This window comes from Rhodococcus sp. 008 (assembly GCF_001682295.1).
Classification (GTDB): domain Bacteria; phylum Actinomycetota; class Actinomycetes; order Mycobacteriales; family Mycobacteriaceae; genus Rhodococcus_F; species Rhodococcus_F qingshengii.
Window position 1 is genome coordinate 4,327,608 of the sequence record NZ_CP012749.1, and the last position, 15,306, is coordinate 4,342,913.

Annotated in this window: 11 protein-coding genes; 6 read left to right on the top strand and 5 right to left on the bottom strand. The window is 64.3% G+C overall.

The window, feature by feature from the left end; all coding sequences use genetic code 11:
* Positions 1-13 precede the first annotated feature (13 nt).
* The gene (locus AOT96_RS20080; RefSeq protein WP_003940976.1) at positions 14-1,153 is read left to right on the top strand and encodes a GuaB3 family IMP dehydrogenase-related protein; all 1,140 of its coding nucleotides are present in this window, start codon (positions 14-16) and stop codon (positions 1,151-1,153) included.
* Between the two features lie 173 nt (positions 1,154-1,326).
* Positions 1,327-3,081: a GMC oxidoreductase gene (locus AOT96_RS20085; RefSeq protein ID WP_003940689.1), complete on the top strand. Its 1,755-nt coding sequence runs from the start codon at positions 1,327-1,329 to the stop codon at positions 3,079-3,081.
* Positions 3,082-3,150: 69 nt separating this feature from the next.
* Here AOT96_RS20085 and AOT96_RS20090 read toward each other — a convergent pair whose 3' ends face one another.
* The gene (locus tag AOT96_RS20090) at positions 3,151-4,908 is read right to left on the bottom strand and encodes an Ig-like domain-containing protein (RefSeq protein ID WP_065352181.1); all 1,758 of its coding nucleotides are present in this window, start codon (positions 4,906-4,908) and stop codon (positions 3,151-3,153) included.
* A gap of 51 nt (positions 4,909-4,959) precedes the next feature.
* Complete coding sequence (locus AOT96_RS20095) at positions 4,960-6,729, bottom strand: Ig-like domain-containing protein (RefSeq protein WP_063316691.1); 1,770 nt, start codon at positions 6,727-6,729, stop codon at positions 4,960-4,962.
* A gap of 367 nt (positions 6,730-7,096) precedes the next feature.
* On the opposite strand from AOT96_RS20095, the gene guaA reads away from it, so the two are divergent.
* Complete coding sequence (gene guaA, locus AOT96_RS20100; protein ID WP_007727510.1) at positions 7,097-8,668, top strand: glutamine-hydrolyzing GMP synthase; 1,572 nt, start codon at positions 7,097-7,099, stop codon at positions 8,666-8,668.
* 55 nt (positions 8,669-8,723) lie between these two features.
* On the opposite strand, the gene AOT96_RS20105 is transcribed toward guaA, so the two are convergent.
* Both AOT96_RS20105 and AOT96_RS20110 read right to left on the bottom strand, forming a co-directional pair.
* On the bottom strand, positions 8,724-8,957 hold the full coding sequence (locus AOT96_RS20105) for a hypothetical protein (RefSeq protein ID WP_003940832.1): 234 nt from the start codon (positions 8,955-8,957) through the stop codon (positions 8,724-8,726).
* On the bottom strand, positions 8,954-10,339 hold the full coding sequence (locus AOT96_RS20110) for a PspC domain-containing protein (RefSeq protein ID WP_065352182.1): 1,386 nt from the start codon (positions 10,337-10,339) through the stop codon (positions 8,954-8,956). The genes AOT96_RS20105 and AOT96_RS20110 overlap by 4 nt, the downstream gene beginning before the upstream one ends.
* Positions 10,340-10,575: 236 nt before the next feature.
* Between AOT96_RS20110 and AOT96_RS20115 the strand changes: the two genes are divergently transcribed.
* Genes AOT96_RS20115 through AOT96_RS20125 form a run of 3 tightly spaced genes read left to right on the top strand, consistent with a single transcriptional unit; the run spans position 10,576 to position 14,016 of the window.
* Positions 10,576-11,856 (top strand): ATP-binding protein, encoded by a 1,281-nt coding sequence (locus AOT96_RS20115; protein ID WP_037125680.1) that lies wholly within the window; start codon positions 10,576-10,578, stop codon positions 11,854-11,856.
* Positions 11,853-12,512, top strand: coding sequence for a response regulator (locus AOT96_RS20120; protein WP_003940972.1), 660 nt, complete (start codon positions 11,853-11,855; stop codon positions 12,510-12,512). Before AOT96_RS20115 ends, AOT96_RS20120 begins: the two co-directional genes overlap by 4 nt.
* A gap of 49 nt (positions 12,513-12,561) precedes the next feature.
* Positions 12,562-14,016: an MFS transporter gene (locus tag AOT96_RS20125; RefSeq protein WP_042449833.1), complete on the top strand. Its 1,455-nt coding sequence runs from the start codon at positions 12,562-12,564 to the stop codon at positions 14,014-14,016.
* Here AOT96_RS20125 and AOT96_RS20130 read toward each other — a convergent pair.
* Positions 14,013-15,221, bottom strand: a complete 1,209-nt coding sequence (locus AOT96_RS20130; RefSeq protein ID WP_030535124.1) for an MFS transporter — start codon at positions 15,219-15,221, stop codon at positions 14,013-14,015. The two genes, AOT96_RS20125 and AOT96_RS20130, sit on opposite strands and share 4 nt — an antisense overlap.
* Between the last annotated feature and the right edge of the window lie 85 nt (positions 15,222-15,306).

The window sequence follows — 15,306 nt, forward strand, 5'->3', positions numbered from 1 at the left end:
GAAAGGGGCGCGCGTGCGCGACCTCGTTGAGATCGGCATGGGTCGAACGGCCCGACGTACCTACGAGTTGGACGATGTGAACATCGTTCCCTCCCGGCGAACTCGTTCGTCGAAGGAGGTGTCGACTGCTTGGCAGCTCGACGCTTACAGGTTCGACATTCCTGTCCTCGCACATCCCACCGACGCGTTGGTCTCGCCGACTTTCGCGATCGAGTTGGGTAAGCGCGGCGGCCTCGGTGTCATCAACGGTGAAGGCCTGTGGGGCCGTCACCCCGATGTCGAGGAGAAGCTCCGGCGTCTCGTCGAGATCGCCGAGAAGGACGGTGGCGTCGACGCGGCCATCCGCTACCTGCAGGAGCTGCATGCGGCTCCGCTGCAGGCCGGTCTTCTGGCAGCTGCGGTGGCGCAGGTCCGTGATTCGGGGGTCACCACTGCCGTTCGCGTCAGCCCGCAGAATGCGCGCGCACTGACGCCGGAGCTGATCAAGGCGGGAATCGACCTCCTGGTCGTCCACGGCACGATCATCTCGGCCGAGCACGTCGTGCACACCGAGCAGGAACCGCTCAACCTCAAGACGTTCATCTCGGAACTCGACGTTCCGGTTGTCGCGGGTGGGGTCAGTGACCACCGCACCGCGCTGCACCTGATGCGTACCGGCGCTGCCGGTGTCATCGTCGGGTACGGGTCTACCGAGGGTGCAACCACCACCGGTGAGGTCCTGGGCATCGGCGTTCCGATGGCCACGGCCATTGCCGATGCTGCAGCAGCCAGGCGCGACTACCTCGACGAGACGGGTGGACGCTACGTCCACGTCATCGCCGACGGTGACATCGCAACTTCGGGTGATCTGGCGAAGGCCATCGCCTGCGGTGCCGACGCTGCCGTTCTGGGCACGCCGCTGGCCGTGTCCGCCGAGGCGCCGGGTGGTGGCTGGTACTGGCCGTCCGCTGCGGCTCATCCTTCGGTACCGCGTGGAGCACTTCTTCCGGTTTCCTATGGTGAGCGTCCGAGTCTGGACCAGGTTCTGAGCGGCCCTTCGGACGATCCGTACGGTTCGCTGAACTTCGTCGGTGGTCTCCGTCGGTCGATGGCGAAGGCCGGATACTCCGATCTCAAGGAGTTCCAGAAGGTCGGGCTGACAGTCCGCGCGTAGTTTGTACCTTTCTGTGGCCCCGGTTCTTCGTGAACCGGGGCCACAGTTCGTTGTGCAGGACTTTCTTCCGTTCCTGATACTTGCGGTTACGCTTATGGGGCCCCTTGTGGTGGTAGTCACAAGGGATAGGTGCATACTGGCGGGTAACTACGGTTCACGGTGGAGGTGTCCTGATGGGCAAGCAACGGGCAACGGACTACGACGTACTGATCGTCGGATCCGGGTTCGGCGGAAGCGTGAGCGCGCTTCGTCTCGTGGAGAAGGGCTACAAGGTCGGCGTCATCGAAGCCGGCCGACGGTATGCCGACGAAGATTTCGCGAAGACCAGTTGGGATCTCAAGAAGTTCCTCTGGGCTCCGAAGCTGGGGTGCTTCGGCATTCAGCGCGTGCACCTGTTGCGCGACTGCCTCATTCTCGCGGGCGCAGGCGTCGGCGGCGGGTCGTTGAACTACGCCAACACGCTGTACCAGCCGCCGGAGCCGTTCTTCCAGGACAAGCAGTGGGCGCACATCACCGACTGGCGCAGCGAGCTCACGCCGTACTACGAGCAGGCTCAGAAGATGCTCGGCGTCGTCCAGAATCCGCACATGACGCCCGCCGACGAGATCATGAAGTCCGTCGCAGATGACATGGGTGTCGGCGACACGTTCATCCAGACGCCCGTCGGCGTCTACTTCGGTGAACCTGGCAAGAAGGCGAAGGACCCGTACTTCGGCGGCGTCGGACCCGAGCGCACCGGTTGCATCGAGTGTGGCGAGTGCATGACGGGCTGCCGTCACGGAGCGAAGAACACGCTCCTCAAGAACTATCTGGGCCTTGCCGAGACAGCCGGCGCCGAGATCATTCCGATGACCACCGTGTCCGGGCTTCGTGAGGCTCGCGACGGTTCGTGGGACGTGTTCACCGAGCGAACCGGTGCATTCGGACGAAAGAACCGCCGCACCTACACGGCTGCGAACGTCATTCTCGCGGCCGGAACGTGGGGCACTCAGCATCTGCTCTTCGACATGAAGGACACCGGAGCGCTGCCCAAGCTCTCCGACAAGCTCGGCGAGCTGACTCGAACGAACTCCGAATCCATTGTCGGCGCAGGCAAGTACAAGGTCGATCCCGCACTCGACCTGACCCGCGGAGTGGCGATCACCTCGTCGTTCCACCCGAGCAGCGACACCCACATCGAGCCGGTCCGCTACGGCAAGGGATCGAACGCGATGGGCCTGTTGCAGACCTTGATGACGGACGGCGGCGGCAAGACGCCCCGATGGATCAAGTTCCTCGGTGTGGTTGCGAAGAATCCGTACCAGATGTTGCGCATGTTGACGGTCAAGGACTGGAGTGAGCGCACGATCATCGCGTTGGTCATGCAGAACCTCGACAACTCCATCACCACGTACACGAAGAAGGGCCTGTTCGGTCGACGCAAGGTCACCAGCAAGCAGGGCCACGGTCAGCCGAACCCGACGTGGATCCCGGAAGGCAACGAGGCGACGCGTCGAGTTGCCGAGAAGATCGACGGCGTCGCGGGCGGCACGTGGGGCGAGATCTTCAACGTTCCACTGACGGCGCACTTCCTCGGCGGTTGCGCTATCGCGTCGGATTCCGATCACGGCGTCATCGATCCGTACCACCGCGTGTACGGCTACCCGACGCTCAGCGTCGTCGACGGCGCAGCGGTCTCGGCCAATCTCGGAGTTAATCCGTCGCTGACCATTGCCGCTCAGGCCGAGCGCTCCGCCTCGCTGTGGCCGAACAAGGGGGAGACCGACCTGCGTCCCGCCCAGGGCAGCGGCTACGAGCGTTTGGCTCCGATTGCACCCAAGTCGCCTGTGGTGCCGGCGTCGGCTCCGGCCGCGCTGGTCCTGCCGATCGTGAAGATCACCGGCGGCAAGACAGCTACCGCTGTTCCGGCGGAGCCGGCAGCCGGATAGTTCGCCGCGAACGAAGATGGGGCGTGTCGTCGAGGATTCGACGACACGCCCCATCTCTGTTTCAGAGTGTCAGCCTCCTAGTGACCCGAACAGAGTGCCGAGGTCGAGGCTGCCCGTCCCGCCTCCGGGCCCGCCGTCCGTATCGCCGGGGACGGTCAGAGTCTGCGGCGCGGATGCGGAGGCCGTGTAGCCCGAAGCGCCCACGAATTCGGCGGTGACACTGTAGGTCCCGGAGTTGTAGAAGGTGGCCGGTACCGTTGCGACACCGTTGACCACGTCGACCGGTCCACCGATGAGGGTGTCACCGACCTTGAACTGGACCTTGCCCGTGGCGCCGGACGGATCGACCGTTGCCTTGAGCGTCACCGGGGTGTTCTTCTGAACAGTTCCGACAGCGTCGAGAACCGTGGTCGTCTCGACGTCAGCCGGAGCCGGCGTCGTCACACTGACCGGGAATGCCGGGGCAGCGGACGGCGCGAATCCTGGTGAGCCCGTGAACTTCGCGACAACCTTGTGCGTTCCGGTCGAGGTGAAGGTGTACGGAGCGACGGCAACTCCGTCGGTTCCGACCGGAGCATTGACCGTTTCGGTGCCGTCGACGATGAAATCGACGGTGCCGCCGGTACCCTGCGGATCGACCTTGGCAGTCAGGTTGACGTCCTGTCCGACCTTCGCGGTCGACGGCGACACCGTGGCGGTAGTGGTCACGGCGTCCGGCGGTGCATCGGTCGTGACGGTCACGATCTTGGCCGACGCCGACGTCGACGCCAGGAACCCGGGGGCTCCGCTGTAGCTCGCGGTGATGGAGTGCGGTCCGTCCTCGGTGAAGGTCGGGGAGATGCTGGCCGACCCTCCGGTTACCGGCACGGCGTCCTCGAGTGGGTTGTCGCCGTCGAAGAACTGGACGGTTCCACCGTTTGCGCCGCCGCTCACGTTGGCTGACAGGGTGACGGGAGTTCCGTTCTTGGCGTTGGCCGGTCCGACGACTGTGGTGGTGGTTGCCTTGTCCGCCTCGATGATCCGCGTCGTGGCGAGGGGGCCTGCGCCGCTGTTGAGCGGACCGTTCTCGGCGTCACGCGGGGTGCATCGCGTGGGTGCCCAGGCGGTGATGACCAGGGTGGCCTTGGGGAGGAACGTGAGGAAGTTGCGATCGTTGTTCCACGCTCCCGCGCTGCCGCCGGTGCGTACCTTCATCGCGACGTCCCCTGAATCGCCGGCCTTGAGAACTGCCTTGACCTGGGGGAGCTGGAACTGCGTGTAGCCGTCGGCATTGTTGGAACCATCGACGTTCTTGCCGGTCGCCTTGACGACGATGCCGCCCTCGGAGTTGATGCTCGAGCTGGGGCTGTTTCCGATGACCTGGTTGTTTCCGGAGAGGCGCAGAATCGTTCCGTTGGGATCGACGTTGCCGTTCTCGTTGACGCGCAGGATGTTCGGCGCTACACCGCTGAGCCCCGCCGAAGTGCCGGGGACGATGGTGGCTTCCACCAGGGTGGCGTTCGCAGGAACGTCGACGTCGACCTTGATGCGGGAGACGTTCTGGACGGTCGCCCCCGAAGCGGAGCCGGGAAAGGCGATCGGGCCGGGTTGGATGGTGACTTCGAAGGTTTCACCGGCGCCGATGGATTCCGGTGCGTCGACGATGACCGAGCCGGACTGTGACTGCGTGGTCGGACCGGCGACAGCGGACGGGGTTGCCAGGCAACTCGTGCCGAAGGTTGTTGTCACGGGGGCCGCTGATGCGGGGATTCCCGCGAGGATGACGCCACTGGCGAGTGCCGTGGCGGCGATCGGCGCCGCGATGCGACGTCTGGAGTACACGAACATGGATTCTCCTGAGCTGGGTACGGGAGTGGTGTCCAAAGCTGATGTGGGGGACTAGCTTCCGAAGAGCGGGATGAGGCCGCTGAGCGAACCGGTGTCCACGCTTCCGGTGCCGCCGCCGTCGGTCGGTGCGGTGCCGACCTGCACGACGGTCGGGCCGGAGACGGAGTTCTTCCAACCGGCGTCGCCGACGAAGTTGGCAGTGAGGCCGAACGTTCCCTCGTCGTCGAAGGTGTGCGTGAGTGTCGCGACGCCGTTGACGACGGCAACGGGTGCGCCGATGGGCGTCGTGCCGGACTTGAACTGGATCATTCCGTTTGCTGTTCCGGGTGCGACGGTGGCCTTGAGCTGCAATGCCTTTCCGACCTGAGCCGAGCCGCTGACGGTCAGAGACGTCGTGGTATCGGCGCGGGCGGGTTCGGGATCGGTCACGTTCACAGTGAACGACGTGGACGTGGAGCCGATGAATCCGGTTCCGCCGGAGAACTCTGCCGTCACGGCTGCAGCGCCCGCTGATGCGAAGGTGTGCGGGAGGATCGCGACGCCGTCACCCGTGCCGACCGGTGCGGTACCGACCTCGGCGCCGTCGACCTTGAACGTCACGGTTCCGCTGCTCGGGATGGGGGAGACGGTGGCCGAGAGGTTGGTCGGTTCACCGACAACAGCGGTGAGTGGTTCGACAACTGTGGTCGTGGTTCCCCAGTCGGGATCGCTGACGTCGAGTTGGGTTGCGGTGGAGACGGAATCGCCGTAACCGGCCTCGCCGGTGAACACTGCGGTGAAGCTGTGGGTGCCCGAAGCGTCGTAGCTGCGGGTCAGGGAAGCCGTCCCGTTGACTACAGCCACCGGTGCGCCGAGGTTGGTCTCGCCGTCTTTGAACTGCACCGTGCCCACGGCGTTTGCCGGTGTGACGACAGCGCTCACGGTGATGCTGTCACCTACCAGCGCGGCGTTCGGGGCCGAGATCGTGGTGGTGGTGTCCGCGGAGACGTCGACGGTCTGGACTCCGGAGGTCGAGCTGTGGAATCCCGGACCGGCGTTGTACGCGGCGGTGATGTCGTGGGCGCCGACGCTGTCGAAGGTGTGGGAGAGGGTGGCGCTACCGCCCGAGACCGGGACCGGCGAGCCGATGTCGTTGCCGCCGTCCTTGAACTGGACGGTGCCGCTCGCGTCGGACGGAGAAACTGTCGCGGTCAGGTCGACCGGCGTGCCGACCTTCGCCGTTGCCGGTGCAACCAGTGTGGTTCCGGTGGCGACAGACGGGTCGACTACCTGGACGTTGACGTTGATCGGGTTGAGACCCTGCTGTGTGCTGAAGGCGTTGACGTCGAAGAGCATGCCGCTGTCGTACGTCCCGAATGCTGTGCCGACGGGGACCGTGTAGGTCGCTTCCAGCGTGACGGGTTGGTTCTTCTTGACGACGAATCCACCGACCAGGAAGGTGCAGCCGCTCGAGCACTTCGCGGAGACTCCGCCATCTGATTCGTTGCTGATCGTGGCCCGGTTGGTCACCCCCAGGTAGGTGGCCTTGGCGCTGCCCGGCACGAGGACGAATCCTGCGGGCGGGATGTCACGGATCTTTGCGATCGACCGTTCGATGCCGCTTTCGTTGTGCTTGATCTCGGTCTTGTACGTGACGGTGTCGCCTGGGTGAACTGCCGCGTTCCCGATGACACTCTTCGTGAAGATCAGGTTGTCGGTCGTGCCGGTGAAAGTGGTCGGCGGGGCTTCGTCAGCAGTGGCCGGCGTGCCGAGGACTAGAAGTCCGGCGGCAGCCGTCACAGCTGCGACAGGTATGGCGAGTCGTCGTATGAATCGACGCACAGGTCCTCCTCGAGGTGAGCGCCGTTCGGCGGCGCCGGCCGTTTGCGATCGTGATCCTGATCACTTGACGGGCGAGATTACCTTTACTGGACGTTTGGTTCAGGCGAATCGGTCAAACGTCCAGAAAATTCACCCTTCGTCCATTTCGGGCTCTGGCCTGCGATGATGCTGCCGAATTGATTGCCGAAGCTAAGGTGCGGGTGATTGGGGCGCCGTTGACCTGGACGGTGGTCTAGATCCGCGCGAGGTCGCCGCGCAGTTCTGAGGGGCGGCCTTTGTAGTGACGTACCTCGCGCTCGCTCGGCCGAGTAGCGGGCTGAGTCCATGCATGCGCAGAAGCGCTGGCTGCGGCGATTAGACTGCACCTGTGGCAGATATCGAGCAGCAGAGACCAGTTCTTGTCGTCGACTTCGGGGCGCAGTACGCGCAGTTGATCGCACGGCGAGTTCGCGAAGCCAAGGTCTACTCGGAGGTGATTCCGCACACCACGACCGTCGAGGAGATCGTGGCCAAGAACCCCTTGGCTGTTGTGCTCTCGGGTGGGCCCTCGAGTGTCTACGCAGACGGTGCTCCCAAGCTTGATCCCGCACTGTTCGATCACGACATTCCGGTTTTCGGAATCTGCTACGGATTCCAGGCAATGGCAGGCGCCCTGGGCGGCACCGTCGCCGAGACCGGTACCCGCGAATACGGCCGTACCGATATCGCGGTATCCGGCGGATTGCTCCACGACGGTCTTCCCTCGACGCAGCCGGTATGGATGAGCCACGGTGACGCCGTCACCGAAGCGCCTTCCGGCTTCGAGGTGACCGCGACGAGCGACGGTGCTCCCGTCGCGGCGTTCGAGGACCGCGCCCGCAAGCTCGCCGGTGTGCAGTACCACCCTGAGGTTCTGCATTCCCCGCACGGTCAGCAGGTCCTGAGCCGCTTCCTGCACGAGATTGCCGGTATTCCGGCAGCGTGGACGGCGTCGAACATCGCCGATGCGCTGATCGAGCAGGTTCGCGAGCAGGTCGGAGACGGACACGCCATCTGCGGTCTGTCCGGTGGAGTCGACTCCGCTGTCGCTGCGGCTTTGGTTCAGCGCGCAATCGGCGACCGGTTGACATGCGTCTTCGTCGATCACGGTTTGATGCGAGCCGGTGAGCGCACGCAGGTCGAGCAGGATTTTGTCGCGGCAACCGGCGCTCGTCTGATCACCGTGGATGCCGCGGACACCTTCATCGGTGAGCTGGCCGGCGTCACCGATCCCGAGACCAAGCGCAAGATCATCGGCCGCGAGTTCATCCGCAGCTTCGAAGGCGCAGTCAGTGATGTTCTGGGCGAGAACGCATCTCATGGTGCGACCGTCGACTTCCTCGTCCAGGGCACGCTCTACCCGGACGTCGTGGAGTCGGGCGGCGGCACGGGAACCGCAAACATCAAGAGCCACCACAATGTCGGCGGGCTGCCGGAAGACCTGCAGTTCAAGTTGGTCGAACCGTTGCGTCTGCTGTTCAAGGACGAGGTCCGTGCAGTGGGCCGCGAACTCGGCCTGCCGGAAGAGATCGTCGGACGCCAGCCGTTCCCCGGTCCCGGACTCGGTATCCGCATCATCGGTGAGGTCACCCGCGATCGCCTCGAGATCTTGCGTCAGGCAGATTCCATTGCGCGCGAAGAGCTTACGTCTGCAGGATTGGACGGAACCATCTGGCAGTGCCCGGTCGTTCTCCTCGCCGACGTCCGAAGCGTGGGCGTGCAGGGTGACGGCCGGACGTACGGTCATCCGATCGTGCTGCGTCCGGTCTCGAGTGAAGACGCGATGACCGCGGACTGGACGCGTCTGCCGTACGAGACCCTCGAGCGCATCTCGACTCGAATCACCAACGAGGTTGCGGACGTGAACCGCGTAGTCCTCGACGTGACGAGCAAGCCGCCGGGAACTATCGAGTGGGAGTAAAAACAACTGTGCGCCTTTATTAACCCCCCGCGGTTAATAAAGGCGCACAGCAGTTTTACTTGCGGTTGCGCCGATTCGGCAGAATCACCAGCAGTAGTCCTGCCACGACGGCGGCACCGACGAACAGCCAACGGAATTGAATGTTCGCTGCCGGCGCCAGGGAGAACGGCCCGACCAACGCCCACACACTGACCAGAAGTGCGGCCAGTCCGGCGATCAGCAGAAGTGCCGAGGGGCGCTTGGATTCTCGGGTCTCGTCGTGCTCTGTGGTCTCGTCGTATTCGCTCATGATTGCGTCACCTTCAGACTGCCGAACGTTGCTTTGGCGTTGATGGTCAGTGTGGGCGAATCCGGTGTCGCCTCGCGGCCCCGGTGTACTCCGCCGTCGAGGCAGCCGGATCCGTCACCCATGACGACGGTGCAGCTGTTCTTGACGTTGACGGTTGGTGGCACCATGACGACGAACTCACCGAACGACGCCGCGACGTCGATGGTCTTGTCCTCGGTGAACTTGACCCCGTTGAGGTCGAGAGTGAAGCTTCCGAAGGCTCCCGAGTACGACGGCTCCAACTCGGAAGCGGTTGCCGGAGTCCATCTTTGCTCACCCGAGGCGTCGAAATCAATCGGGTAGACCAACGAGGCGAGAAGCACGAAACCCACGAGCGGTCCGGTGACGACCAGCAGGCCGTACCCCTTGCGGAAGAATGCCCCGAGGATCAGGCCGAGCGCGATGACGGCGAGTCCGACAGCACCGACTCGGCCGGGAGTGAACCACTCGTTGCCGGTTGCCGCGCCCGCTGCCCCGGTGACGGCGGCGACGATGATCGCGAGTCCGAGCACCGTCAGCGTCCATCGCGAGCGACGCTTACGTGGTGGCAAAGGCAGCAGCGGCGTGGCTTTGACTGCCGGGTCCGGGAGATCCCAGGCGAACGGAGCGACACCGAGCGGATCCCAGGAGGGCGGTGTGATGGCGGCCTCGCCGATCACCTCGGTCGGATTGGCGGCGGCTGAAGCGCTCGGGTCCTTCGACAGGTTGATCGTCGGATGATCGGCCTGAGATTGCGGTGACTGTTCGGCCGGCCGTTCCTCGGGCACGTAGGTGTCGGGGAGTTTTGTGTACGGCGTGTACACGGGCGGCTGATTGGGTGCGAAGTATCCGGGAGTGAACGGCCCGGGCGTGAATCCCGTGCCTGGATACGCGGTACCCGCGCCGACGTACGGTGACGTGCTCTGCGGCAGCGCAGGCGGGACCGGCGCTCGTTGGTAGAGCAGCCACAGGCCTCCGACCATCAGAATCAGCCCGATCAGACCGGAACCACCCAGGCCGACGCCGACAGGCCCGACGGTCGTAGCCGCGATGGCGAGAGCCACCAACAAGACGATGGTCTTGGTACTGGAATCGGAGCTGTGTCCGCGGCCCATCAGCGACTGTGCGGGGGACGATCCGTCACCGGCGCGGGCGAGCACCAACCACCCGGCGAGGTAGAGAAGGATGCCTGAACCGCCGAAAATAGTGGAGGCCACAAACGCGACACGTACCAGAATGGGGTCGATGCCGTACCGGTATCCGATTCCGGCGCATACCCCGGCCACGTGACCTTGTGCCGGCAGACGCACGGGGCGGGTCCGCCACAGATCCTGGACCTGTTCTTGGAAAGTCGGATTGTTCATGAATCAATCCTGGCTTCCGGGGCGGCCTCCGCGCATCAGGGCCAACCCTGATCTTTGTGACGATCGGGGCCAGGGGCGCCGCCCTGATTCAGGGTTGGACCCTGATGTGACTGCGAGTGGTTCGTGCCAGTATCGACTATGTGCAATATCTGTCAGATCCGCCGTTCGTGAGCGGTCCCGCTCCCGGGTTCACGGGAGGCCCGCCCGTCAACGGGGTACCGGTGCATGCCGTACCCATGAAGAAGGGTGTGCCCATTCCGGGCGGTGTTCCATTGCGAAAGCTGGAGCGGCGCTCCGGCGGTCGCATCGTCGCCGGTGTTGCAGGCGGTATCGCCGATCATCTCGGGATCGACGTTCTGAAGGTTCGAGTCGCCTTCGCGATTCTGGCGGCGATGGCCGGATCCGGCATCGTGATTTACGGCGCCCTCTGGATCTTCACCTCCGCCGGCACGGACACCCAGAAGCCGTCCGCGGCCGAGCGGCAGCGGGCGTACGGCTTGATCGCACTCGGATTGGGCGGCGCAGCCGCGTTGTCCTGGCTGTTCAGCGGCACGGCGGGTTCGGTGCTCGCACCGTTCTTCGTCGTCGCGATCGGTGCCGCTTTGGTGTGGCGCGAGTTCGACTCCGACGGTCCCCGGACCGTCATCGGCTTGCCGCAGCGGCCTACCGTTCTCACGTGGGCGCGGGTGGTCGGGGGAGCGACGTTGATCATCTTGGGTCTCGGCGTCGTCGTCCTCGCTCAGGTCGACCTCGAAGCACTGCGCTCGTCCCTGCTGGCCGTGGTTGTGACGCTGATCGGTGTCGGTTTGTTGACGGTGCCGCTGTGGCTGCGGATGTGGCGGGCTCTCGGCGCCGAGCGTGCGGCCCGAATTCGCAACGACGAACGTGAAGAGATCGCCTCGCATCTGCACGACTCCGTACTTCAGACGTTGGCGCTGATTCAGAAGCAGTCCGACAATCCGCAAGAGGTGGCGCGCCTGGCCCGTGGTCAGGAACGCGAGCTGCGCAAGTGGTTGTTCAGCGGCGGGGATATCGACCACACGAGCCTGACCGAAGGTCTGAAGATCATCGCCGGTGAAGTGGAGGACCAGCATGGCGTCACGGTCCGCCCCGTCACGGTCGGCGACGTACAACTCGAAGGCGAAGGCGTCGAGAACGGTCTGCCCAAGGAAGCGTTCACCGCGCTCCTCGGTGCGACGCGTGAAGCTCTCGTGAACTCGGCAAAGCACTCGGGGGAGAAGGAAATCAATCTTTTCGCCGAGGTCGAGGGCGACCAGGTCAGTGTGTTCGTTCGTGATCGCGGAGTTGGATTCGACGTCAATGCGGTGCCGGAGGACCGTCAGGGTTTGGCCAAGTCGATTCGTGGTCGCATCGAGCGACGGGGTGGCCGCGTCGTGGTTCGATCCGACATCGGAAAGGGCACCGAGATCCGCGTGCACATGCCGCTCGGTGACTCTGCTCTAAAGTGGGACCAGACTGCTGACCGTGTCGACAACCCCGAGGAACAGCCCCAGTGACTTCGCTTGCGCCGCCCCCGTACCGCGTATTTCTTGTCGACGATCATGCAGTGTTCCGCTCCGGGGTGAGGGCGGAACTCTCGCGCGAGGCAGACATGGACGTAGTCGGTGAAGCCGGTGGCGTCGCTGAGGCGATCGCGGGTATCAACTCGACGAAACCGCATGTCGTTCTGCTCGATGTCCACATGCCTGACGGTGGTGGAGTGGCAGTTCTGCGCGGAATCGATTCCGGCCCGGTGTGCTTGGCGCTCAGCGTTTCCGATGCGGCCGAGGATGTGATCGCGGTGATCCGCGGCGGCGCGCGCGGGTACGTGACCAAGACGATCTCGGGATCCGAACTGGCCGAGGGTGTACGACGCGTTGCCGGTGGTGACGCAGTGTTCGGGCCTCGCCTGGCAGGCTTCGTACTGGACTCCTTCACCGGGCGTTCCAACGCACCCGAGCCGCAACTCGATCCGGAACTCGACTCGCTGACTCCGCGAGAACTCGAAGTGCTTAGATTGCTGGCACGTGGGTACACTTACCGTGAAATCGCCGAGGACCTGGTGATTTCCGTGAAGACGGTCGAGACTCACGCATCGAACGTCCTGCGAAAGACTCAGCAGTCCAATCGCAATGCGTTGACGCGTTGGGCACATCGCCGCCAGATCGACTGAATTCCCGCGCGCTCTTTCGCGATTGCGTGTGAAGGCGCACCATGGACCGATGACGGAACCACTGGCGCTCGCGTCGAAGCGTGGGCGTTGGGTTGTCGCCGCCACCGTTCTCGGCTCGAGCATGGCTCTCCTCGACGGCACCGTCGTCAACATTGCTCTTCCTCACATCGGTGAAGAACTGGGTTCCGGTGTCGCCGGACTGCAGTGGACGCTCAGCGGTTACACCTTGGCCTTGGCGTCGCTGATTCTGCTCGGGGGAGCCCTCGGTGATCGTTGGGGTCGGCGACGGGTATTCGTGTGGGGGACGGTCTGGTTCGCGGTCGCGTCGTTGCTCTGCGGAATTGCACCGGACATCACGTTTCTGGTGATTGCACGAATCCTGCAGGGAGTGGGAGCTGCGCTCTTGACACCTGGCAGCCTTGCCATCATCTCCGCGTCACTTCGTGAGGAGGACCGCGGCGCGGCAATCGGATTGTGGTCGGGTTTAGGTGGTGTTGCCGGCGCCATCGGACCGCTTTTCGGTGGTTGGCTGGTGGAAGTGGCGGGATGGCGATCGGTATTCCTGCTCAATATCCCGCTGGCGATCGTCGTGGTGTGGGCAGCGGTGCGCCATGTACCGGAGAGCCGCGACCCGCATCCGCCCGAGCACCTGGACGTGGTCGGATCTGCCTGCGCAGTAGTCGGTCTCGGCGCACTGACGTACGGGCTGATCGAGGTCAACCCGATAGTCGGGCTGATCGGAGTGATTGCGCTCTGCCTGTTCGTTGTGGTGGAACGACGCTCACCGAGTGCCCTTGTGCCGCCGTCCCTGTTCCGCTCGCGGATGTTCGTCGCGGCCAATCTGGTGACCCTTGCGGTCTATGCGGCGCTGGGCGGTGTGTTCTTCCTGCTCGTGCTGCAACTGCAATTGGTTGCCGGGTACTCGCCGGTGGCTGCCGGCGTCGCAACGGTACCGATCACCTTGGCATTGCTGCTGTTGTCTTCGCGCGCGGGCAGTTACGCGCAGACGCACGGACCGCGGTTGCCGATGACGGTCGGGCCCGCCGTTGCCGCGGTGGGGTTGGTGTTGATGACGCGGATCGGCCCGGATGCGTCGTACCTGACCGTCGTGCTGCCGGGAGTTCTGGTGTTCGGGCTCGGCCTGGCGGTGATGGTCGCGCCGTTGACCGCCGCGGTGCTTGGTTCGGTACCGGTGGAGCAGTCCGGAATCGCATCCGGTGTGAACAATGCCGTTGCTCGCACGAGCCAACTTCTTGCCGTCGCGGCCTTGCCTGCCCTCGTGGGTATCGACGCCGAAAGTCTGGTCGATCCGACGAGTTTCTCCGACGGGTTCCGGTACGCGATGTACATCTGTGTGGCACTGCTGTTGGTCGGTGCAGCGATCGCCGCGACCCTGATCCGAACTCCGACAGTAGAGCCTGTTCAGGAAGCGGATTCGGTTGCCTGCAAGCCGCATTGTGATCTGACGGGACCTGCAGTGCAACCGAATCCGATGAGGGACTAGACGCTGATGTCGCGATCGCGGCTGGGCACCAAGGGAATTGCTGCGGCGGGAAATGCCGCGACTATCGCGAAGGCGAGCGGGTAGCCGACCGCGCCGATCAGCGCACCGACCACCGGGCCCACTGCTGACGCGGCAATGAACTGCCCGGTGTTCTGTGCGCCCAATGCTTTTCCTTGCCATTTCGGCCCGGCAGCTTCGGCCACGGAAGTGAATGCCAAACCGTTGTCGGCGACGCTGATAGTGGTTGCCAGCAGCAGGATCAAGGCGGGAACGCCCCAAGGCGCTGCGCCGGCTGCCGCCATTGCCAACATGACCGCAGACGCGGAGACGGCAACCAACCGCAGCGGGCCTACTCTGCTTCCGGCGCGATCACTCCAGATGCCGACAACGATGCGTCCGAGTGCACCCACGAACTGGGAGATCCCGATCAGGAGCCCAGCGGGCGCAGCGTCCCATCCTTGCTCGCTGATCAGCCAGACCAGACCGAATGTCGAGAGGGTGAACTGCGGAAACACCAGCAGTGCCGAGACGACGTGAATGCGCCATAGGAACCAGTTCGAGCGATAAGGATTTACCGTTTCGACCGGGATGTCTGTGGGCCGCGCCGCCGGCCGCGGGGGATTGATCAATGCGACGGCGCAGATCAGGGCGAGAACGCCGTTGAGAGCTACCGACAGTCCGACGGCCGAACCGATTCCTACGTTCGCAGCGAGAGTCGGGATGGTCAGCGACGCGATGGTCACGCCCAGGGGCTGTGACATCTGCCGGATTCCCATCGCGAGGCCGCGCCGATCCTTGGGAAACCAGCCGACCACAACACGTCCACTGGCAGCGTTGGTGCTCGCCGCAGCCATTCCGCCCAGCAGAAATGCGATCCCGAGGAGGGTGTAGTTGTCGGTGGTGGTCGCGGCCAGCGCGGCGATCGCCGTCAGGCCGAGCCCGATGGAGATGACCCATTTCTCGCCGAATCTGTCAGCCATCGCTCCCCACGCCACCAGCGTGAGAACCATGCCGAAAGTGGGTGCAGCGGCCAGAGTTCCGGCCTGCGTCAACGAGAGGCCGTGCTCGGAATGCAGCAGCGGGATCAAAAAGGCGGGGGTGCTGACGAAGACGGTGCCTGCGGCCTGGGCTGCGACGCCGATTCCGAGCATCGTCCACGCCTTCGGGGAGACGGCCGTCTTTTCCAGCCGCGACGCCTGCGTCATGGTGCCCTCCGATCTCTACGCTGTTCGACGATGCCGACGCTACTCGCGTGGTTTCACATGTTGAAACCAGAATCCCACTATTTGG

Excerpts from the sequence above, each read along its gene's own strand:
- AOT96_RS20085 (WP_003940689.1), top strand. The coding sequence starts at position 1,327 with ATGGGCAAGCAACGGGCAACGGACTACGACGTACTGATCGTCGGATCC.
- AOT96_RS20090 (WP_065352181.1), bottom strand. The coding sequence starts at position 4,908 with ATGTTCGTGTACTCCAGACGTCGCATCGCGGCGCCGATCGCCGCCACG.
- AOT96_RS20105 (WP_003940832.1), bottom strand. The coding sequence starts at position 8,957 with ATGAGCGAATACGACGAGACCACAGAGCACGACGAGACCCGAGAATCC.
- AOT96_RS20110 (WP_065352182.1), bottom strand. The coding sequence starts at position 10,339 with ATGAACAATCCGACTTTCCAAGAACAGGTCCAGGATCTGTGGCGGACC.
- AOT96_RS20115 (WP_037125680.1), top strand. The coding sequence starts at position 10,576 with ATGAAGAAGGGTGTGCCCATTCCGGGCGGTGTTCCATTGCGAAAGCTG.
- AOT96_RS20125 (WP_042449833.1), top strand. The coding sequence starts at position 12,562 with ATGACGGAACCACTGGCGCTCGCGTCGAAGCGTGGGCGTTGGGTTGTC.
- AOT96_RS20130 (WP_030535124.1), bottom strand. The coding sequence starts at position 15,221 with ATGACGCAGGCGTCGCGGCTGGAAAAGACGGCCGTCTCCCCGAAGGCG.